This is a genomic window from Kitasatospora sp. NPDC057936 (genome assembly GCF_042887525.1).
In the GTDB taxonomy this organism is placed as follows: domain Bacteria; phylum Actinomycetota; class Actinomycetes; order Streptomycetales; family Streptomycetaceae; genus Kitasatospora.
Map to the genome: position 1 here is coordinate 1 of NZ_JBHVPD010000106.1, position 19817 is coordinate 19817.

Consider the following 19817-nt stretch of genomic DNA (forward strand, 5'->3'; position numbering starts at 1 on the left):
AGCCCTCCCGCACCGGCGGCGTCCCGCCGCAGGGCCCCGGCCGGCCCGACGGTCCCGGCCGCCCCGGTGGTCCGGGCGGTCCGGGTGGCCCTGGTGGTCCGGGCGCCCCCGGCGGCACCCGCCCGTCCGCGCCGGGCCCCGCCGGGCGCAGGGGCTGGTCGAAGGGCCGGATCGCCAAGTGGACGGTCTTCGGCCTGCTCGTCGCGATCATGGTGACGGCCGTCTCCACCTACTTCTGGGCCGACTCCAAGATCAACCACGACAACGTGCTCGCCGACTACCCCGGCCGCCCGGCGGCCGGCAAGGGCACCAACTGGCTGATCGTCGGCTCGGACAGCCGCGAGGGCCTCACCGACGCCCAGGAGGAGAACCTCCACACCGGCCACGACGTCGAGGGCAAGCGCAGCGACTCGATGATGATCCTGCACGTCGGGGACAACGGGAACACCCTGCTGAGCGTGCCGCGCGACTCCTGGGTGCCGATCCCGGAGTACAAGACCAGCAGCGGCAAGACCCTCAAGGGCACCAACTCGAAGATCAACTCGGCCTTCGCCAACGGCAACGGCCGGCTGCTCGTCCAGACCATCGAGCTGAACACCGGCATCCGCATCGACCACTACGCCGAGATCGGCTTCTCCGGCTTCGTCGGCATCGTCGACGCGGTCGGCGGCGTGCAGATGCACATCGACCAGGACATCAAGGACCGGGACTCCGGCCTCGACCTCAAGGCCGGCGACCAGACCCTCAACGGCACCCAGGCCCTCGCCTTCGTCCGCCAGCGCCACCAGATGGCCGACCAGGACCTCGGCCGGATGCGCAACCAGCAGAAGTTCCTCGCCGCCCTGGCCCACCAGGCGGCCTCCCCGGGCACGCTGCTCGACCCGTTCACCTTCTACCCGCTGGTCGACGCCGGCCTCGGCACGCTGATCGTCGACAACGACACCGGCCTGACCGACCTCGGCTCGCTCTTCCTCGCGATGAAGGACGTCAACGGCGGCAGCGGCAAGACGCTGACCATCCCGATCTCCAACCCGGACTTCCGCACCACCACCGGGGAGTCGGCGGTCAAGTGGGACTCCGCCAAGGCCAAGCAGGTGTTCGACGCCTTCAAGAACGACACCCCCGTGCCGGACGTCAAGTAGCGGACCCACCCGCCGCTCCACCGCCGCCACCGCCTCCTGGGCCGCCTGGTCCAGGAGGCGCTCGCGTTCTCCGGGACGGACGTGCCGGCCACCGCCGGCCGGGCCCCTACCGGCCGATCGGCTGCAGGCCGGTCACGTACTCCGGGAAGCGCACCAGCCACTCCCCCTCGCCGTCGCCGGCGCCCCCGGCCTCGGTCGGGCCCGAGTAGCCGTAGTGGATCTCCCGCGCGCGGCCGCCGTCCACCCAGCGGGCGTCCGCCAGGTGCACGGCGAGGGCGGCCGGGTGCTGCGGATCGGGGCGTTCGAGGACGAGCTCGTGCTCGGTCTCGCCGGGGCGGAAGGCGACCACCGTCTCGCTGGTGCGGCGGCGCGGGCGCCCGCCCGCCCGGTACGTCCAGTACGCGGCGACGGTGACCGTCAGCGTGCCGTCCGGGCTCCCCGGCTCCGGGCGGACGTACTCCTCGTCGGGCACCCACCGCGCGTGGTGGCGGATGTCGTCCGGGCCGCGCCGCTCGTCCCAGCGCACCCAGTAGCTCGCCACGCGCTTGACCGTCATCACCTCGCGCGAGACGCGGACCGGGACGCGCGCCGGATTGGCCGGCTCGCCCGCCGCGAGGGAGACCACGGTGACCTGCTCGTACGTCACCTCGGCGTCGTCGAGGCCCTGCCCCATCGCTTCCATCGGCTGCTCCATCGGTGAACCACCTTGGCGGAGAGTGGAGTTGAGCGCGGCTCGGCCGCGCGAGGAGAGCCTACGGCGACCGCGCGGACACCCGGAGTGATTGTGTGATTCCGGCCCGGACGGCCGGGGCCGGCGCTACCCTGCCCCCCGTGGACGAACGAAACGGCACCGGAGCGCTCCTGGGGCGCGGGCGGACGGCCGACGTCTTCGCCCTGGACGGACACCGGGTGCTGCGCCGGTACCGGGACGGCAGCGACGCGTCCGGCGAACTCGCCGTGATGCGGCACCTCGCGGAGCACGGCTACCCGGTGCCCGGGGCAAGCCCCGGGGCCGCGCCCGGCGAACTCGTCCTGGAGCGCCTCACCGGCCCGACGATGCGCGACGCCCTCGTGGCGGGCGAGCTCGCGCCCGGAGCGGCCGGCGAACTGCTGGCCGGGCTGCTGCGGCGGCTGCACGCCGTCCCGGCCCGCACGGGCACCGACCCGGCGCACCGGATCCTGCACCTCGACCTGCACCCGGAGAACGTGCTGATGACGCCGCGCGGGCCGGTGGTGATCGACTGGGCGACGGCCGCGGAAGGCCCGCCCGCCCTGGACACGGGCACGTCGGCGCTGATCATGGCGGAGGTCGTGCTCACGCTGCCCGCCGGCCTCGCGACGGCCGCCCGGGCCGTGCTGGCGGCGCTGGTGCGGCACCTCGGCGGGCCGGGCGACCTCCCCGCCGCCCGGGCCCGCCGGGCCGCCAACCCGACCCTGGACGCGGCGGAGGTGGCCCGGCTCGACGCGGCGGAGGCGCTGGCACTCGGCGTGGCCGGCCCGGAGGCGCGCGGCGGGCGGCAGGAGCGGCCCTGACGCCCTCGGCCCCACCGGCGCCGCTGCGCGGGCACCAGCCCGCGCAGCGGTAGACCTTCGGGCGTCAGCGCGGGCCCTGCGGGATGCGGTCCAGCGCGATCCCGAAGCGGGTGCGATAGGCCGCCAGGGCCTCGTCGTCGGTGAGCGTCAGCTCGCTGCGCTCGCCGGCCGGGGTGGTGGTGATCAGGCGGTTGCCGGCGATGGTCGCCCGGCCGCCGTCGGCGGTGAGCATCGAGCAGGTCGTCGAGCGGGTGAACGGGGAGTCCGGCGAGGTGGTCTGCCACCAGCAGGTCGGGCGGAAGTCGGCGAGCTCGTACGGGCGCAGGCCCAGCCGGTACTGCGGCGTGCCGTCCAGGAGGACGTCCAGGTCTCCGTGCGCGCCGGCCGGGACGAGGGTGAACGTGCCGTGGGCGTCGGCCTGTTCGCCGCGTCCGTCGAGCCGCAGCGGGCCGCGACTGAAACGCCCGAAGCCGACGTCGACCAGCCACGGCTCGTCGAGGTCCACCCGCAGCGCGAGGTGGTCGAACGGCGGTCCCGGCCGCTCGCCGTCGAAGACACGGGCGGCCAGCAGGCTCACCCGGTAGCCGAGCGAGCCGAGCAACTCGGCGAAGAGGCCGTTGAGTTCGTAGCAGAAGCCGCCGCGGCGGGCGGTCACGACCTTCGCCACCAGGGCGTCCGGGTCGAGGACGACGGGCTCGCCGAGGTGGATGCTCAGGTTCTCGAACGGGACGGCCCGCAGGTGCGCGAGCTGGAGCCGGGCGAGCGCCTCCGGGGACGGCGCGCCGGGCTCGGGGAGCGCGATGCGGTCGAGGTAGGCGGACCGCTGGGCGGCGGTGAGGCCGCCGTACGGCTGCTCGGTGCGTGGCGCGTGATCCATCCGACCATTCCACCCGGACGCGGGCCGGTCGGCCATCGTCCATTGGTCCTACGCCCTCGGCCCCACCCGCACTGCCTCTGCGCGGGACGTCGGGCCGGCCGACTTCCCGCGCAGCGGGCGGAAGAGCTAGCCCGCGTAGCGGTAGACCTTCGAGTCCCGGGCCTGGAAGCCGGCCCGTTCGTAGAGGCGGTTCGCGGCCTCGCGGGACGGCCGGGACGTCAGATCCAGGGTCCGGGCGCCGGCCTCGCGCGCCAGCCGCACGGCCTCGTCGGTCAGGGCCGCGCCGACGCCCTTGCCGCGCGTCTCCGCGTCGACGACCACGTCCTCGATCCGCGCCCGCAGGCCGGACGGGAGCGGGGACAGCACCAGGGTCAGCGTGCCGACGATCACCCCGTCGAGGCGGGCGACCAGCAGCGTGTTGGAGTCGCAGGCCACCAGGTGGGCCAGCGCCGCGTGGTCCAACGGCTTGGCCGAACCGGACAGCTGCGGGAGCAGACCGGCGAACGCGGCCACCAGCTCGTCGGTCGTCTCCCGGACGACCTCGACATCAAGACTCATGCGCCCACCTCGCTGCGCTCGGCGGGGGCATTCGCCCACACGCACCTCTCGACCATTCGCTCGCTCATGGCGCTGGACCCTAGCCGCGCCGTCCCTCGGGTGCGCCGCTTTCCGGCGCACTGGTCGCGACGCGCGGGTGAACTGGCCGAATTCCGTTGCAGTAACGGCCAGTTGATCACCGCCCCACTCCGCCCCCTCACAGCGCGCGGGCCGCCGCCCTGAACCGGTACGCGGTGGCGGACGGGTCCTGCGCCGCGAACAGCACGGCGAGCAGGTGGTCGACGGCGGCGGCGTCCAGGATCCGCAGCAGCGTGGTGAGTTCGGCCTCCGGCGCGTCGGCGAGGAGCTCGTCCGCGCCGGCGAGGACGACGAGCACCCGGGGCGGCGGCCGGTCCGGCTCCCCGGCGGGGTGCAGGACGTCGCCCAGGCACTCCTCGAAGGCGTCCCAGTTGTGGCCGAAGTACGCGGGGAAGTCGAGGGCGCGCGCCCAAGCTGTGAGCAGGCCGGCCTTGGTGCGGCACGCGCCGCCGTCGATCGCGACCCGGCGGACGTCCCCGGCGGGGACGCGGGCCAGGCCCGCCCACGGGTGCCCGGGGAACAGGTCCCACCGGGCCCCGGCGAGCAGTCTCTCCGGTGGGCTGGGGTGCGTCACGACGGTAGCTCTACCGCCCCGCCCGCCGGCGCCGGACGCCGCCGCGCCGGGGGCTCACCCGGCCGGCCGACGGGTCCGGTGCGGCAGCGCCTCGGCATGCGGGAACGCGTCCGGACGGACGCCCGGAAACGCCACCGCCCCGAGTGGGAAGTCGGCGGATCCGACTTTCCACGACGGGGCGGTACGCGGTACCGGGTCGGCCGGGCGGGAGCCCGGCCACGCACCGGTGATTACTCGACGATGCCGGACTTGGCGATGGTGACCTTGGCCGAGGTGCGGCCGCTCTGCGAGCCCTTGGACTCGATGAGCTTCACGATGTCCATGCCCTCGACGACCTCGCCGAAGACGACGTGCTTGCCGTCCAGCCAGTTGGTGGCGATGGTGGTGATGAAGAACTGCGAGCCGTTGGTGTTGCGGCCCGCGTTGGCCATCGAGAGCTGGCCGGCCTTGGTGTGCTTGATCTCGAAGTTCTCGTCCGCGAACTTCTCGCCGTAGATGCTGCGGCCGCCGGTGCCGTTGTGGTTGGTGAAGTCACCGCCCTGCAGCATGAAGTCGGGGATGACGCGGTGGAAGCCGGAGCCCTCGTAGCCGAAGCCGTTCTGGCCGGTGGCGAGCTCGCGGAAGTTGCGGGCGGTGACCGGGACGACGTCGTCGTACAGCTTGAAGACGATCCGGCCGGCGGGCTCGTCGTTGATCGTGATGTCGAAGAAAACGTTGGAAGCCATGCAGGGATCATGGCACGACCGACGCTCCGACGCGCGACACCCCCGACGGTCCGGCGCCACCTCGGTGTCGTCCCGTACCGCCCCGCCGCACCGGGCACGGACGTTACGATCGGGGCCGGCTTCGAGCGGGGCGGGCGTTCGATCGCGACGACGGGGTGGGCGGCATGCGGATCGGTGAACTGGCCCGGCGCACGGGCGTGAGCGAGCGCTCCCTGCGCTACTACGAGAAGCAGGGCCTGCTGGCCCCCGACCGCACCCTGGGCGGGCACCGGGACTTCCCGGACGGCGCGGTGGACCGGGTCATCCTCATCCAGGAGCTGTTCGCGGCCGGACTGCACAGCCGCAAGATCTACGAGATCCTCCCCTGCATGCGGGACGCCGACGGCGGCCCGAACGAGATCGCCACCCCGCTGCTGGTCGAGGAGCTCACCGCCGAGCGGGAGCGGATCGACCGGATGATCGCCGACCTGGTCCGCTCGCGCGAGGTCCTGGACGAGGTGATCCAGACCGCCTCCGGCCGCCCGGCGCTCGGCCCGGCCGGGCGCGGGGCGCGCTAGCGGGTCCCGTCCGGCGCCCGGTCGGGCCGGGGCTCCTTCAGCTTGCGCCAGACCGTCTCCAGCGCGGCGATGTCGGCATCGTCGAGCCGGTCGTCGAAGACCGGCGCGAGCACCGCCCGCCGGGTCGCGTCGGCCTCGGCGAACGCGGCCCGGCCCTGCTCGGTCAGTTCGATCCGCACCGAGCGGGCGTCCGACTCGGAGGCCGAGCGGGCCACCAGTCCGCGCCCGGCGAGGGCGTCGACCACCCGGGACACCTGGCTGCGGCTGAGCATCGTCTTCGCCCCGAGGTCGGAGGCGGCGACCGGCTCCCGCTGCCCGTTGAGCCACAGCATCACCTCGAACCAGGACAGCGGCAGCCCGTGGACCCGGGCGAGCTCCCGGTCCACCCGGGCGGCCAGCGTGGCGCCGGCCCAGACCAGCCCGTAGAAGGCGTGATCGCGCTCCGGCAGCGGGCCCAGGGTGAGGTCGGCACGGTTCATGCCGTTCATCGTACCGAGTTGCGTGCGCATGCACAGATTCCCGGCGCGGCACCGACGCGGTCGGTAGCATCACCGGCATCGGGCGCCCGCACACGGCGTACGACCGGGGAGGGACGAGGCGATGGACGACACGGCCGGCCGGATCGGGGTCTACCTGGCGCACCCGCGGCCGGGCAGCTTCAACCACGCGCTGCACGACGCCGTCGTGGCCGAACTGCGCGGGTGCGGCTGCGACGTGCGCGCCCACGACCTGTACGCGGAGGGGTTCCCCGCCCTGCTCACCGCCGAGGAGACCGGCACCGTCAACGCCGCCGACGCGCCCGCCGACCCGCAACTCGCGCTGCACCGCGCCGAAGTGGCCACCCTCGACGCCCTCGTCCTGATCCACCCCAACTGGTGGGGCATGCCGCCCGCCGTCCTCACCGGCTGGGTGCAGCGCGTGCTCGCGCCCGGCGTCGCGTACAAGCTCGGCACCGCCGACGGCGAACCCGCCGGGCTGCTCCGGGCCGGCCGGGCCCTGGTCCTCAACACCTCCGATACCCCGGAGGAGCGCGAGCGCACCGAGTTCGGCGATCCCCTCCAGCGGATCTGGGCCGCCTGCGTCCTCCCGTACGTCGGCGTCACCGACGTCCGCCGGACGGTCTTCCGCACCGTCACCGACGCCCCGGCCCCGACCCGCGCCGCCTGGCTCGACCAGGCCCGCGCCGAGGCGGCGGCCCTCCTGCGGTGACCGCGCGGGCGCGGTGACACGATGGGCGGATGCTCCTCGAAGACTCCTCGCACCGGCTCGATCTGCGGCCGCGCAGCTACCAGTTCGGGACGGCGCGCGGTGAGGGCTACGACGACAACTGGCTGGTGATCGCCGGCGCCGTGGCCGTGCCCGAGGGGGCGTGGCGGTTCGTCGAGGCGTGCCTGACCACCTGGGAGGCGCGGGAGATCTCGCGGTGGCTGCGGGCCGCCGCCGACCCGGCCCGCAGCCCGGGTGCGCTCGACTTCACCGAGCCGCTGCTGACCTTCGGCCTCGCCGGGGAGCAGCCCGCGGACGGGCGGCGGCCGGTGCGGGTCCGCTTCGCCCTGGAGGCCGCGCCGCCGTGGGTGGACCTCGACGCCGAGGACGCCGACAGCGACGAGGACGAGGACGACAGCGACGAGGACGGGGACGACGTGTGGCCCGGCCACACCGCCGAGTTCCTCCTCGCCCCCGCCGAGCTCCGCGCGGCCGCCGACGCCTGGGACGCCGAACTCGCGCCCTTCCCCGAGCGCTGAGCCCCGGCCCGGCTCAGGCCGGGTCCAGCTCCAGCTCCAGCTCCGCCACCGCGTCGTCGCCGCTCGTCTCGCCGGTCGGCCGGAAGCCCAGCCGGGCGTAGAACTCGCCGGGACCGTCCGGCCCGGGGTGGTACGTGACGGTGACGCGGGTGCCGCCGCGGCGGCGGACCTCCGCGCACACCTGCTCCACCGCGAAACGCCCGTAGCCGCCGCCCTGCCGGTCGGCGTCGACGAGCAGGCGCCAGAGGCCCGAACGCGGCCGGTCCCCCGCCTTGTCGGGGTAGAACGTGATGTCGAAGAAGGCCATCACGAACCCGACCATCCGCTCGCCGTCGAAGATCAGCCGGGGCCACGCGGTGTCGCCGTGGACGTACGCCTCCGCGAGCGACTTCACCACCGATGCCACCAGCCCCTCCTGGTCCGGCCGCACCCGCAGGGCGAGGGCGGCGTCGAGGTTGGCCGGGGTGACGGGTGCGAGGCGCAGGTCGGAGGACATGGCCGTCAGCCTACGAAGCGGACGGCCCCGCGTCGCCCGGATTTCGGCCGGCCCCGGCGTCAGCGCGTGAACACCAGCGAGACGTTGTGCCCGCCGAAGCCGAACGCGTTGGTGAGCGCGACCGGCACGGCCCCGGTGCGCGGCGCGCCCGCGACGACGTCGAGCTTCACCGCCGGGTCGAGCCGCTCCAGGTTGGCGGTGGCCGGCACGACCCCCTCCCGGACGGCGAGGACGGCCGTGAGGGCCCCGAGCGCGCCGGCCGCCCCGAAGAGGTGCCCGGTGAGCGACTTGGTGGCGGTCACGGCCGGGTGCAGCCCGATCGCCTCGGTGACCGACTCCGCCTCGGCGAGGTCGCCGATCTGGGTGGAGGTCGCGTGGGCGTGGACGAGGGCGACGTCCTGCGGGGCGAGCCCCGCCTCGGCCACCGCGCGCCGCATGGCCCGGACCTGGCCCTCGGCCGCCGCCGCGGTGATGTGGTGGGCGTCGGAGGTGACGGCCGCGCCGGCCAGGGCGGCATGCGGGCGGGCGGCCCTGGCGGCGGCGAACTCGGCGCGCTCCAGGACGAGGACGACCGCGCCCTCGCCGATCACGAAGCCGTCCCGGTCGACGTCGAACGGCCGGGAGGCCCTGGTGGGCTCGTCGTTGCGGGTCGAGTGGGCCTTGGCCTGGGCGAAGCCGGCCATCGGGAGCGGGCAGATGCAGGCCTCGGCGCCACCGGCGACGACGACGTCGGCGCGGCCGAGCCGGATCAGGTCGAGGCCGAGGGCGATCGCCTCGGCGCCGGAGGCGCAGGCACTGACCGGGGTGTGCGCGCCGGCCCGCGCGCCGAGCTCGATGCTGACCCACGCGGCCGGGCCGTTGGCCATCAGCATGGGCACGGTGTGCGGGGAGACCTTGCGGACGCCGGAGGCCTCCAGCACGTCGTCCTGCGCGAGCATGGTGACCGCGCCGCCGGTGCCGGTGCCGATGACGACGGCGAGGCGCTCCGGGTCGACCTCCGGGGCGCCCGCGTCGGCCCAGGCCTGCCGGGCGGCGATCAGCGCGATCTGCTCGCAGCGGTCCAGCCTCCGGGCCTGGACGCGGTCCATCACCTCGGACGGCTCGACCTTCAGCCGGCCGGCGATCCGGGCGGGCAGGTCCGCGGCCCAGGCGTCCTCGATGGCCGCGATCCCGGACTGCCCGGCCAGCATCGCGGCCCAGGTCGAGGGGACGTCCCCGCCGAGCGGCGTGGTCGCCCCGAGACCGGTGACGACCACGTGGCCGGCGCCGGCGGCACCGCTGTCGGCATTCATGAAATCTTTCCCCCTACGTTTATTGAGAGGTCACAAATCGAAACCGCCCCCCGTGCCGATGGGCCCGGAGAGCGGTCGAACCCTGTGCCACTCTGACAGGGGATTGAGGGATCTTCAGAGGCCGGAGAGCACCGATTCGGGTACGGCCCCTTTGTAGGTTTCCTTTAGTTTACGAGGTCGGCGAAGTCCGTCCCGCGACCGACCGCCTCCCACGCCTCGGCCTCCTTGCGGGCACGGTCGAGCTGCCCCAGGACCCCGTCGACGGCGTCACTGCCGAGCGCGAGCCGCAGCGGCGTGTGCTCGGCGTCCAGGGCGGCGAGGATCGCCGCGGCGGCCTTGGCCGGATCCCCGGGCTGCTTGCCGTCGGAGTCCGGCAGGCCGGTGCGGACCGGGCCGACGACCGGGTCGTAGGCGGCGATCGGGGTGGCGTGCGCGAGGGCGCCGCCGCCGGCGAAGCCGGTCCGGAACGCACCCGGCTCGACGATCAGCACCTTCACCCCGAACCCGGCGACCTCCTGCGCCAGCGCCTCGGACAGCCCCTCCAGCGCGAACTTGGTGGCCGAGTACGCCCCCACCCCGGGGAACGAGAACCGCCCGCCCATGCTGCTCATCTGCACGACCGCCCCCGAGCCCTGCGCCCGCAGGTGCGGCAGGACGGCCCGGGTGAGCGCGGCCGGCCCGAAGAAGTGCAGCTCCATCAGGTCCCGCAGCTCGCGGTCGGTGTACTCCTCGACGGCGCCGATCAGGCCGCGCCCGGCGTTGTTCACCAGGACGTCGATCCGGCCGAACCGCTCCAGCGCCTCCGCGACGGCCGCCGGGATCCGCTCCCCGTCCGTCACGTCCAGCCGCACCGGCACGACCCGCCCCGGGTGCGCGGCGACCAGCCCGTCCAGCGCCTCGGGCCGTCGGGCCGCCGCCACCACGCTGTCCCCGGCGGCGATCGCGGCCTCGGCGATCGCCTGCCCGAAGCCGGAGTTCGCCCCGGTGATCAGCCAGACCCGCCCGGCCGCCCGCTTCTCGTTGCTCATTCCCCATGCCCTCCGTATGCCGTGCACCACAAGGAAGTTGACGATCATTTATACGTCAGGCCGGCGGCCGGGGCCCGACCCGACCCGGAAACGCCGGAGCCCCCGGCCGACGGTGATCGGCCGGGGGCTCCCGGAACTTCGAGGCCGCGTGCGTTACGGCAGGTTGCGGGCCATGACGATGCGCTGGACCTGGTTGGTGCCCTCGTAGATCTGCGTGATCTTCGCGTCGCGCATCATCCGCTCCACCGGGTAGTCCCGCGTGTACCCGTACCCGCCCAGCAGCTGCACCGCGTCCGTCGTGATCTCCATCGCCGCGTCCGACGCGAAGCACTTCGCCGCCGCACCGAAGAACGTCAGGTCCCCGTCCCCGCGCTGCGACTTCGCCGCCGCCGCGTACGTCAGCTGACGCGCCGCCTCCAGCTTCATCGCCATGTCCGCCAGCATGAACTGGACCCCCTGGAACTCCGCGATCGCCTTCCCGAACTGCCGGCGCTCCTGCACATAGCCCTTCGCGTAGTCCAGCGCCCCCTGCGCGATCCCGACCGCCTGCGCCGCGATCGTCACCCGCGTGTGGTCCAGCGTCCGCATCGCCGTCGCGAAACCCGTCCCCTCCGCACCGATCATCCGGTCCGCCGGAATCCGCACGTTGTCGAAGTACACCTCACGCGTCGGCGACCCCTTGATCCCCAGCTTCTTCTCCGGAGCACCGAACGACACACCCGCATCGCCCTTCTCCACCACGAACGCCGAGATCCCCTTCGACCGCTTGTCCGGGTCCGTCACCGCCATCACCGTGTAGAACTCCGACACACCCGCGTTCGTGATCCAGCGCTTCACCCCGTTCAGCACCCAGAAGTCACCGTCGCGCACCGCACGCGTCCTCATCCCCGCCGCGTCCGAACCCGCCTCCGGCTCCGACAGGCAGTACGAGAACATCCCCTCACCACGCGCCAGCGCCCCCAGGTACTTCGCCTTCAGCTCCTCCGAGCCCGACAGCTGCACCGGCAGCGACCCCAGCTTGTTCACCGCCGGGATCAACGACGACGACGCGCACACCCGCGCGACCTCCTCGATCACGATCACCGTCGCCAGCGCGTCCGCCCCCGCACCCCCGTACTCCTCCGGCACGTGCACCGCGTGCAGGTCATTGCCCTGCAACGCCTCCAGCGCCTCCTGCGGGAACCGGCCCTGCTCGTCCACCTCCGCCGCGAACGGAGCGATCTTCGCCTCGGCCAGCCCGCGCACCGCCTCACGGAGCATCCCGTGCTCCTCGGAGATACGGAAGAGATCGAAGTCAGCCGCGCCTGCGCTGCCCGCCATGATGCCGCCTCGCCACAGTGATCGAAGGATCCGGTTGGTTACCGTCGAGTAGAGATCCTAGGGCTCCGACCTGCGACTGCCTAGCGTTTCCGGCCCCCGGCGGGCCCCGGACGGGCGGCCTCCGGCGGAGTCCGGGGGACGGATAGCATCAGGGCACCCACTCATGGTCGAGTCCGCACAAAGGGGAACCCGTGACCCTCCGCATCTCCGTGATCGGCACCGGCTACCTCGGTGCCACCCACGCGGCCGCGATGGCCGAGTTCGGCTTCGAGGTGCTCGGTCTGGACATCGACCCCGAGAAGATCGCCACACTGACCGCCGGCCGCGTCCCGATGTACGAGCCGGGCCTGTCCGAGCTGCTGCTCAAGCACGTGGCCGGGCACGAGGGCTCCACCGGCCGGCTGCGCTTCACCACCTCCGTCGAGGAGGTCGCGGAGTTCGCCGACGTCCACTTCGTGTGCGTCAACACCCCGCAGCGCAAGGGCGAGTTCGCCGCCGACATGTCCTACGTGGACGCCGCGATCGACGGCCTCGCGCCGCACCTGTCGCGCCCGGCCCTGGTGGTCGGCAAGTCCACCGTGCCGGTCGGCTCGGCCGGCCGGCTGGCCGAGCGCCTCGCCGCCCTGGCGCCGGTCGGCGCCGACGCCGAACTCGCCTGGAACCCGGAGTTCCTGCGCGAGGGCTTCGCCGTCCAGGACACCCTGCGCCCGGACCGGATCGTGGTCGGCGCGCACAGCGAGCGCGCCGAGCGGCGGCTGCGCGAGGTGTACGCCGAGCCGATCGGGGCCGGAGTGCCGTTCGTGGTCACCGACTACGCGACCGCGGAGCTGGTGAAGACCGCCGCCAACTCCTTCCTGGCCACGAAGATCTCCTTCATCAACGCGATGGCCGAGGTGTGCGAGGCGGCCGGCGCCGACGTCACCCAGCTCTCCACCGCGCTCGCCTACGACGAGCGGATCGGCGGCAAGTTCCTCAACTCCGGCCTCGGCTTCGGCGGCGGCTGCCTGCCCAAGGACATCCGGGCGTTCATGGCCCGGGCCGGCGAGCTCGGCGCCGACCAGGCGCTGACCTTCCTGCGCGAGGTCGACTCGATCAACATGCGCCGCCGCTCCCGGATGGTGGAGCTGGCCCGCGAGCAGTGCGGCGGCGGTTTCCTGGGCCGCCGGGTGGCCGTGCTCGGCGCCGCCTTCAAGCCCAACTCGGACGACATCCGGGACTCCCCCGCGCTCAACGTCGCCGCCCAGATCCAGCTCCAGGGCGCCCAGGTCACCGTCTACGACCCGAAGGCCATGGACAACGCCCGCAAGATGTTCCCGGGCCTGACCTACGCCGACTCCCCGCTGGAGGCCGCCGAGGGCGCCCACGTGGTGCTGCACCTGACCGAGTGGCAGGAGTTCCGCACCCTCGACCCGGCCGTCCTCGGCGCGGTCGTCGCCGAGCGCCGCCTCCTCGACGGCCGCAACGTCCTCGACGCGGACGCCTGGCGCGCCGCCGGCTGGACGTACCGCGCCCTCGGGCGGCCCAGCTAGGGAATCCCGCACCCCGGCACGTCGTTGGGACCGTCATGACGAGCTACGGCGACGACGCGACGGTCCGCGACATCCTCACCGGCACGGGCGACACCTGGGCGGTGGTCGGCCTGTCGAACAACACCGCGCGCGCCGCGTACGGCGTGGCCGCCGTGCTCCAGCGCCACGGCAAGCGGATCGTGCCCGTGCACCCGAAGGCCGAGACGGTCCTCGGCGAGCCCGGCTACGCGTCGCTGGCGGAGGTGCCGTTCCCGGTCGACGTCGTCGACGTGTTCGTCCGGTCCGAGCTGGCCGGCGAGGTGGCCGACCAGGCGGTGGCCGTCGGGGCGAAGGCGGTCTGGTTCCAGCTCGGCGTCGTCGACGCGGCGGCGTACGAGCGGACGACGGCCGCCGGGGTCTCGATGGTCATGGACAGGTGCCCGGCCATCGAGTTCCCCCGGCTCGGCTAGCGTCGAGGCCGGACGGGTCCGGCGATCAGGCCGGGGCGGCGCCGTCCAGCTGCGCGATCGTCGCGATGGACGGCCCCCGGGTGGCGCGCAGCCCGGCCGCGGCGGACTCCGCGTCGCGCAGGACGCGGACGGCGTTGTGCCAGGTGAGCTTGGCCAGGTCGGCCTCCGACCAGTGGCGGCGCAGGAGTTCGGCGACGAGGTTCGGGTAGCCGGCGACCGAACCGAGGCCCTCGGGCAGGAACGCGGTGCCGTCGAAGTCGCCGCCGATGCCGATGTGGTCGATCCCGGCGACCTCGCGCATGTGGTCGAGGTGGTCGGCGACGGTGGACGCGGTGGTGACCGGCCGCGGGTGGGCGGCCTCGAACTCGCGCTGGCGGGCCATGCCCGCGGGGGTGGTGTCCAGCGGGTGGAGGCCGTGGGCGCGCATGTTCTCGTCGGCCCGCAGGGTCCACGCGGCGGCCTCGGCGTGGATGAACTTCGGCACGAAGGTGGCCATCGCGACGCCGCCGTTGCCGGGCAGCTGCGCGAGGACGTCGTCCGGGACGTTGCGCGGGTGGTCGCAGACCGCGCGGGACGACGAGTGCGAGAAGACGACGGGCGCCTCGGTGACCCGCAGGGCGTCGCGCATGGTGTCGGCGGAGACGTGCGAGAGGTCGACCAGCATGCCGAGCCGGTTCATCTCCCGGACGACCTCCTCGCCGAAGCGGGTGAGCCCGCCGGCCACCGGCTTGTCGGTCGCCGAGTCGGCCCACGGCACGTTGTCGTTGTGGGTGAGGGTCAGGTAGCGGACGCCGAGCTCGTACAGGGCCCGCAGGGTGGCGAGCGAGCAGTCGATGGAGTGGCCGCCCTCGGCGCCCATCAGGGAGGCGATGCGGCCCTCGGCGCGGGCCGCCTCGATGTCGTCGGCGGTGCGGGCGAGCCGGAGCCGGTCGGGGTAGCGCGCGACGAGGGCGTGGACGAAGTCGACCTGCTCCAGCGTGGCGCTCACGGCGTGGTCGCCGGCCAGCCGGGTGGGCACGTAGACGGACCAGAACTGCGCGCCGACCCCGCCCTCCGCGAGGCGGGCGAGGTCGGTGTGCAGGCGGTCGCTCTGGTCGGCGGCGAGGTCGAGCGCGCCGAGGTCGTACCCGGCCTGCTCGCGCATCGCCCAGGGGAGGTCGTTGTGGCCGTCCACGACGGGGGCGGTGCGCAGGAGGGCCCGCGCACGGTCCAGCGGGGTGGGGAAGTCCAGCTCAGAGGTCATGCGACCTGTTCTACCCCACCCCACCGCGCCGCCTACTTGGCGAAGCCGAAGGAGTCCGAACCGGCCACCTTGGCGCGGAGCTTCTTGCCCTTCTCGGTGGCCTGGGTGTTGAGCTCGGCCTGGAAGTCGGTCATCCGCTCGGTCAGTTCGGGGTCGAACGCGGCGAGCATGCGCACCGCGAGCAGGCCCGCGTTGCGCGCGCCGGCCACCGAGACGGTCGCGACCGGCACGCCGGCGGGCATCTGGACGATCGACAGCAGGCTGTCCATGCCGTCCAGGTAGCGCAGCGGCACCGGGACGCCGATGACCGGCAGCGGCGTGACGGAGGCGAGCATGCCCGGCAGGTGGGCGGCGCCGCCGGCACCGGCGATGATCGCCTTGAGCCCGCGCTTGTGCGCGTTCTCGCCGTAGGCGACCATCTCGCGCGGCATCCGGTGGGCGGAGACGACGTCGACCTCGTAGGGGATCTCGAACTCGTCGAGGGCCTGGGCGGCGGCCTCCATGACGGGCCAGTCGGAGTCCGAGCCCATGACGATGCCGACGACGGGGTTGGTGTCGCTCATTCGGTGATCGTTCCTCGCAGGTAGGCGGCCGCGTGGCGGGCGCGCTCGCGGACGTCGTCGAGGTCGTCCCCGAAGACGTTGACGTGGCCGACCTTGCGGCCGGGCTTCACGTCCTTCCCGTACATGTGGATGCGCAGGCCAGGGTCGCGGGCCATGCAGTGCAGGAAGGCGTGGTACATGTCCGGGTAGTCGCCGCCGAGGACGTTGACCATGACGGTCCACTTGGCGCGCGGCCGGGGGTCGCCGAGCGGGAGGTCGAGGACGGCCCGCAGGTGGTTCTCGAACTGGGAGGTGACCGCGCCGTCCTGGGTCCAGTGGCCGGAGTTGTGCGGGCGCATGGCCAGCTCGTTGACCAGGATCCGGCCGTCCCGGGTCTGGAACAGCTCGACGGCGAGGTGGCCGGTGATGCCGAGGTCGCCGGCGATGCGCAGGGCGAGCTGCTGGGCCTCGTCGGACAGGGCCGGGTCGAGGTCCGGCGCGGGGGCGGTGACCTCGGCGCAGACGCCGTTCTCCTGGACGCTCTCCACGACCGGGTAGGCGACGGCCTGGCCGCTGGGCGAGCGGACGACGTTGGCGGCCAGCTCGCGGACGAAGTCGACCTTCTCCTCGGCCAGGACCGGCACGCCCGCCAGGAACGGCGCCTCGGCCTCCTGCTCGTCGTCGACGACCCACACGCCCTTGCCGTCGTAGCCGCCGCGGACGGTCTTCAGGACGACGGGGTAGCCCTCGCCCTCGGCCGCGAAGGCGGTCACGTCGGCCGGGTCGGCGACGATCCGGTGCCGGGGACAGGGCACCCCGATGGCGTCGAGCCTGGCCCGCATGACGCCCTTGTCCTGGGCGTTGACCAGCGCGTCCGGGCCGGGGCGGACGGCGATGCCGTCGGCCTCCAGCGCCCGCAGGTGCTCGGTCGGGACGTGCTCGTGGTCGAAGGTGATCACGTCGCAGCCGGCCGCGAAGCGGCGCAGGGTGTCGAGGTCGCGGTAGTCGCCGAGCACAACGTCGGAGACGACCTGCGCCGCGGAGTCCTGGGGGGTGTCGGCGAGGAGCTTGAACCTGACCCCGAGCGGGATACCCGCCTGGTGTGCCATGCGGGCCAACTGCCCGCCGCCGATCATGCCCACCACTGGAAAATTCACATTGCCCGGGGAAGTCACCCGGCCAGGATATCCGGGCCGATCGGGGGCGATGGAGCCGCTGGTGGCAAGGCCGGAGGGGCCCTCCGGGTGGACGCGCGTAGATGTCAACCGGGGGCGCGAGGGGCTGAGCCGTTCGGCGGAACCGGGTAGCCTGGACGGCCAGGTCCTGGTCTACGCAGTCCGATCATGTGCGTGCACGCAGGGCACAAGGGGCGGGCACCGTCCCGACGCACCGCCCTTTCGACCGCACGCACATGGAGGCAGCCCGGTATGGCCACGACCGCAGCTCCGAGTCCCACACTCGTGCAGAAGATGCGCGGACTCACGGGAGAAGCCGTGAAGTTCGGCATCGTCGGCCTGAGCGGCGTGGTGGTCAACTTCCTGGTGTTCTGGGTCTGCATCAACGGCCTGCACCTGGCCTCGCTGCGCTCGAACATCGCCGCGACGCTGATCGCGATCGCCACCAACTACCTCGGCTACCGCTACTGGCTGTACCGGGACCGCGACGCCGCCTCGCGCAAGCGCGAGATCACGCTGTTCCTGGTGTTCAGCGGCATCGGCATGCTGATCGAGACCGGCGTGCTCGGCACCTCGGTGTACCTGCTCGGCCTGGACTCGCACTTCGAGCAGCTCGGCGCCAAGCTGGTCGGCCTCGCGCTGGGCACCGTGTTCCGCTTCGTCTCGTACCGCACCTGGGTGTTCAAGGCCATGCCCGAGGCCGAGCCGCAGGCCCCGCACGCCACCGGCAGCGAGCTGGCCGCGCAGGCCGAGCTGATGCTGGCCGCCGAGGAGATCCGGTACGCCAAGGCGGAGTGATCCTCCGCACGTCCACGCCGTCGGGCCCGCGAGCACCCCGCTCGCGGGCCCGACGCGCGTCCTGCGCTTGCCGGTCCCACCCGCCCGAGAGGACAGTGGTTACCGAGGGCGAGCACGGCCGGCGCGGACGATCGAGGCCGAGGGGGTTCCAGGAGGCTCGCCATGGCGTTCGTCCAGATCATCGACTGCAAGACCGACAGGCTCGACGACCTCAACCGGCTGATGGACAGCTGGGCCGAGTCCACCAAGGGGAAGCGGACCGCCTCCCACGCGGTGGTCGCGACCGACCGCTCGGACACCAAGCACGTGGTGGAGATCGTGGAGTTCCCCTCCTACGAGGAGGCCATGCGCAACTCCCACCTCCCCGAGACGGACCGGATCTTCCGCGAGATGGTGGCGCTCTGCGACGCGCCGCCCACCTTCACCGACCTCGACGTGGTCCGTGACTCCCAGTTCAACAAGACCCTCGCGAACCGGGTCCTGGACGGGCTGGCCGCGGGCGACCTCGACGTCATCGACGAGTGCATGGCCGCCGACTACCGCGACCACGACTACGGCAGCGAGGGCGACCTCCAGGGCGTCCCGGCGTTCCGCGAGCGCTGTGCCGGCTACCTGGACGCCTTCGACTTCCGCTTCGAGATCGAGAGCCAGATCGCCGAGGGCGACGAGGTGGCGACCCGGTGGACCTGGCACGCCACCCAGAAGGCCGCCTTCCGGGACGTGCCCAACACGGGGAAGTCGGTGACCGGACGCGGCACGACGACCTTCCGCTGCAAGGAGGGCAGGATCGCCGAGGGCTGGTGGCAGTGGGACGTGATGGGCCTGATGCGCCAGCTCGGCGTCATGCCGGGAGCCTGAGGCGCCCGGGGCCGCCCGGTCCCCCGGTCCTCTCAGTCCTCGTGACTGCGGCCGAGGAAGATCGCGAACACCGGCGGCCGCAGCGACAGCAGTTCGAGCCGGCCGCCGTCCGCCTCCGCGAGGTCGCGGGCGACGGCCAGGCCGATCCCGGTGGAGTTGCGGCCGCTGACCGCGCGCTCGAAGACCCGGTTGCCCAGCTCCGGCGGCACCCCGGCGCCCTGGTCCTGCACCTCGACCACGACCGAGGTGCCGGAGGGGCGGACCCGCAGGGTGATCGTCCCGGCGCCGTGCATCAGCGAGTTCTCGATCAGGGTGGCGAGCACCTGGGCGACCGTGCCCGGGGTGCCGACGGCGATGACGCCGTGCAGGCCCTCCAGGGAGAGCACCCGGCCCTTCTCGCGCAGGGTCGGGCCCCATTCCTCGACCTGCTGCTTGATCACCTCGTCGAGCTCGAAGGCGACGGCGGTGGGGCTGCGCGGGTCGCGCTGGGTGGTGAGCAGCCGCTGGACGACGTCGGTGAGCCGCTCGACCTGCTGGAGGGCGATGGTCGCCTCCTCCTTGACGGTCTCCGGGTCCTCGGCGAGGGCGGTGATCTCCTCCAGCCGCATGGACAGCGCGGTGAGCGGGGTGCGCAGCTGGTGCGAGGCGTCGGCGGCGAGCCGGCGCTCGGCGGTGAGCATGCGGGCGATCCGCTCGGCGCTGACGTCCAGCACTTCGGCGACCCGGTCGAGCTCCGGCACGCCGTAGCGGCGGTCGCGCGGGCGGGGGTCGCCGGAGCCGAGGCGCTCGGCGGTCTCGGCGAGGTCGGTGAGCGGCCGGGCGAGCCGCTTGGCCTGCCAGACGGCGAGCGCGACGGCGGCCTGGACGGCGAGCAGGGCGACGACGCCGAGCAGCAGCAGCATGTTGGCGATCTCGTGGTCGACGTCCTCGCGGGACTGCTCGACGGTGACGCTCTCGCCGTTGACGCCGTACTCGGTGGCCTTCAGCAGGTGGCCCCCGGGCGGGCGCACGCCGACCGAGACCACCGCCTGGCCGGGCAGCTGCACCTCGACGTAGCTGCCCTCGGCGACCTGGCTGTCGAAGGAGCGCTCGTTGACCAGCTCGTGGTTCGCGAGGCGGTTCTCCACCAGCCCGAGCACCCGGACGGCGGCGGCGTCCGTCCGTTCCTGGGCCGAGTTGACGATGGTCCGCTTCTCCACCAGGGCGAGCGGCACGCAGAACACCACGACCACCACCAGGACGACGCCCAGCAGCGAGTTGATCATCCGGCGTTTCACGCTGCCGCTCCCCGAGGTGTT

General features: G+C 73.4%; 23 protein-coding genes. 9 read left to right on the plus strand and 14 right to left on the minus strand.

Translation table 11 applies throughout. The features are described 5' to 3' along the window. The coding region (locus ACFVU9_RS37960; protein ID WP_387601501.1) for an LCP family protein at nucleotides 1–1142 on the plus strand (1142 nt) is incomplete at its 5' end. 106 nt (nucleotides 1143–1248) lie between these two features. On the opposite strand, the gene ACFVU9_RS37965 is transcribed toward ACFVU9_RS37960, so the two are convergent. Then, nucleotides 1249–1836: a hypothetical protein gene (locus ACFVU9_RS37965; protein ID WP_380442053.1), complete on the minus strand. Its 588-nt coding sequence runs from the start codon at nucleotides 1834–1836 to the stop codon at nucleotides 1249–1251. A 137-nt stretch (nucleotides 1837–1973) separates the two neighbouring features. Here ACFVU9_RS37965 and ACFVU9_RS37970 point away from each other — a divergent pair, with 137 nt between their 5' ends. Continuing rightward, entirely contained in the window at nucleotides 1974–2675 is a 702-nt protein-coding gene (locus tag ACFVU9_RS37970; protein ID WP_387601504.1) for a phosphotransferase, read from the plus strand. Nucleotides 2676–2739: 64 nt separating this feature from the next. Here the strand turns inward: ACFVU9_RS37970 and ACFVU9_RS37975 are convergent, their stop codons facing one another. From ACFVU9_RS37975 to ACFVU9_RS37990, 4 genes are all read right to left on the minus strand, one after another. After that, a complete protein-coding gene (locus ACFVU9_RS37975) occupies nucleotides 2740–3552 on the minus strand; it encodes an arylamine N-acetyltransferase (RefSeq protein WP_380502489.1) in 813 nt (270 codons plus the stop codon). 126 nt (nucleotides 3553–3678) lie between these two features. After that, nucleotides 3679–4110 (minus strand): GNAT family N-acetyltransferase, encoded by a 432-nt coding sequence (locus ACFVU9_RS37980; protein ID WP_380442059.1) that lies wholly within the window; start codon nucleotides 4108–4110, stop codon nucleotides 3679–3681. A 196-nt stretch (nucleotides 4111–4306) separates the two neighbouring features. Beyond that, nucleotides 4307–4762 (minus strand): barstar family protein, encoded by a 456-nt coding sequence (locus ACFVU9_RS37985; RefSeq protein WP_380502494.1) that lies wholly within the window; start codon nucleotides 4760–4762, stop codon nucleotides 4307–4309. A gap of 230 nt (nucleotides 4763–4992) precedes the next feature. Further along, nucleotides 4993–5487: a peptidylprolyl isomerase gene (locus ACFVU9_RS37990; protein WP_380442063.1), complete on the minus strand. Its 495-nt coding sequence runs from the start codon at nucleotides 5485–5487 to the stop codon at nucleotides 4993–4995. A 164-nt stretch (nucleotides 5488–5651) separates the two neighbouring features. Between ACFVU9_RS37990 and ACFVU9_RS37995 the strand changes: the two genes are divergently transcribed. Next, nucleotides 5652–6044: a MerR family transcriptional regulator gene (locus ACFVU9_RS37995; protein WP_380497255.1), complete on the plus strand. Its 393-nt coding sequence runs from the start codon at nucleotides 5652–5654 to the stop codon at nucleotides 6042–6044. Here the strand turns inward: ACFVU9_RS37995 and ACFVU9_RS38000 are convergent. Then, nucleotides 6041–6523 carry a MarR family winged helix-turn-helix transcriptional regulator gene (locus tag ACFVU9_RS38000; protein ID WP_387601508.1) on the minus strand — a complete coding sequence of 161 codons (483 nt, stop codon included), beginning with the start codon at nucleotides 6521–6523 and terminating at the stop codon, nucleotides 6041–6043. The two genes, ACFVU9_RS37995 and ACFVU9_RS38000, sit on opposite strands and share 4 nt — an antisense overlap. A 121-nt stretch (nucleotides 6524–6644) precedes the next feature. Between ACFVU9_RS38000 and ACFVU9_RS38005 the strand changes: the two genes are divergently transcribed. Together ACFVU9_RS38005 and ACFVU9_RS38010 are read left to right on the plus strand one after the other, a co-directional pair. Then, nucleotides 6645–7253, plus strand: a complete 609-nt coding sequence (locus tag ACFVU9_RS38005) for an NAD(P)H-dependent oxidoreductase (protein WP_387601511.1) — start codon at nucleotides 6645–6647, stop codon at nucleotides 7251–7253. A gap of 29 nt (nucleotides 7254–7282) precedes the next feature. Next, nucleotides 7283–7789: a hypothetical protein gene (locus ACFVU9_RS38010; RefSeq protein ID WP_387601514.1), complete on the plus strand. Its 507-nt coding sequence runs from the start codon at nucleotides 7283–7285 to the stop codon at nucleotides 7787–7789. 13 nt (nucleotides 7790–7802) lie between these two features. Here the strand turns inward: ACFVU9_RS38010 and ACFVU9_RS38015 are convergent, their stop codons facing one another. From ACFVU9_RS38015 to ACFVU9_RS38030, 4 genes are all read right to left on the minus strand, one after another. Then, nucleotides 7803–8285 (minus strand): GNAT family N-acetyltransferase, encoded by a 483-nt coding sequence (locus ACFVU9_RS38015; RefSeq protein WP_387601517.1) that lies wholly within the window; start codon nucleotides 8283–8285, stop codon nucleotides 7803–7805. A 59-nt stretch (nucleotides 8286–8344) separates the two neighbouring features. Continuing rightward, nucleotides 8345–9577 (minus strand): beta-ketoacyl-[acyl-carrier-protein] synthase family protein, encoded by a 1233-nt coding sequence (locus ACFVU9_RS38020; RefSeq protein WP_387601520.1) that lies wholly within the window; start codon nucleotides 9575–9577, stop codon nucleotides 8345–8347. 164 nt (nucleotides 9578–9741) lie between these two features. Continuing rightward, nucleotides 9742–10605 carry an oxidoreductase gene (locus ACFVU9_RS38025; protein ID WP_387601523.1) on the minus strand — a complete coding sequence of 288 codons (864 nt, stop codon included), beginning with the start codon at nucleotides 10603–10605 and terminating at the stop codon, nucleotides 9742–9744. A gap of 153 nt (nucleotides 10606–10758) precedes the next feature. Beyond that, complete coding sequence (locus ACFVU9_RS38030) at nucleotides 10759–11925, minus strand: acyl-CoA dehydrogenase family protein (protein ID WP_380502509.1); 1167 nt, start codon at nucleotides 11923–11925, stop codon at nucleotides 10759–10761. Nucleotides 11926–12116: 191 nt separating this feature from the next. Between ACFVU9_RS38030 and ACFVU9_RS38035 the strand changes: the two genes are divergently transcribed. Next, entirely contained in the window at nucleotides 12117–13454 is a 1338-nt protein-coding gene (locus ACFVU9_RS38035) for a UDP-glucose dehydrogenase family protein (RefSeq protein ID WP_380502511.1), read from the plus strand. Between the two features lie 35 nt (nucleotides 13455–13489). Beyond that, nucleotides 13490–13903: a CoA-binding protein gene (locus ACFVU9_RS38040; RefSeq protein WP_380442081.1), complete on the plus strand. Its 414-nt coding sequence runs from the start codon at nucleotides 13490–13492 to the stop codon at nucleotides 13901–13903. A 25-nt stretch (nucleotides 13904–13928) separates the two neighbouring features. Here the strand turns inward: ACFVU9_RS38040 and ACFVU9_RS38045 are convergent, their stop codons facing one another. From ACFVU9_RS38045 to ACFVU9_RS38055, 3 genes are read right to left on the minus strand one after another with little or no spacing between them, the layout of a single operon-like run. Beyond that, on the minus strand, nucleotides 13929–15146 hold the full coding sequence (locus ACFVU9_RS38045; RefSeq protein ID WP_380502514.1) for a dipeptidase: 1218 nt from the start codon (nucleotides 15144–15146) through the stop codon (nucleotides 13929–13931). Between the two features lie 32 nt (nucleotides 15147–15178). Beyond that, complete coding sequence (gene purE / locus ACFVU9_RS38050; RefSeq protein WP_380442085.1) at nucleotides 15179–15709, minus strand: 5-(carboxyamino)imidazole ribonucleotide mutase; 531 nt, start codon at nucleotides 15707–15709, stop codon at nucleotides 15179–15181. Then, entirely contained in the window at nucleotides 15706–16845 is a 1140-nt protein-coding gene (locus ACFVU9_RS38055; protein ID WP_380442087.1) for a 5-(carboxyamino)imidazole ribonucleotide synthase, read from the minus strand. Before ACFVU9_RS38055 ends, purE begins: the two co-directional genes overlap by 4 nt. 270 nt (nucleotides 16846–17115) lie before the next feature. On the opposite strand from ACFVU9_RS38055, the gene ACFVU9_RS38060 reads away from it, so the two are divergent. Further along, nucleotides 17116–17661, plus strand: coding sequence for a GtrA family protein (locus ACFVU9_RS38060; protein WP_380502516.1), 546 nt, complete (start codon nucleotides 17116–17118; stop codon nucleotides 17659–17661). Nucleotides 17662–17823: 162 nt separating this feature from the next. After that, the gene (locus tag ACFVU9_RS38065) at nucleotides 17824–18519 is read left to right on the plus strand and encodes an ester cyclase (protein ID WP_380442089.1); all 696 of its coding nucleotides are present in this window, start codon (nucleotides 17824–17826) and stop codon (nucleotides 18517–18519) included. 32 nt (nucleotides 18520–18551) lie between these two features. Here the strand turns inward: ACFVU9_RS38065 and ACFVU9_RS38070 are convergent, their stop codons facing one another. Beyond that, on the minus strand, nucleotides 18552–19796 hold the full coding sequence (locus tag ACFVU9_RS38070; RefSeq protein ID WP_380442121.1) for an ATP-binding protein: 1245 nt from the start codon (nucleotides 19794–19796) through the stop codon (nucleotides 18552–18554). Between the last annotated feature and the right edge of the window lie 21 nt (nucleotides 19797–19817).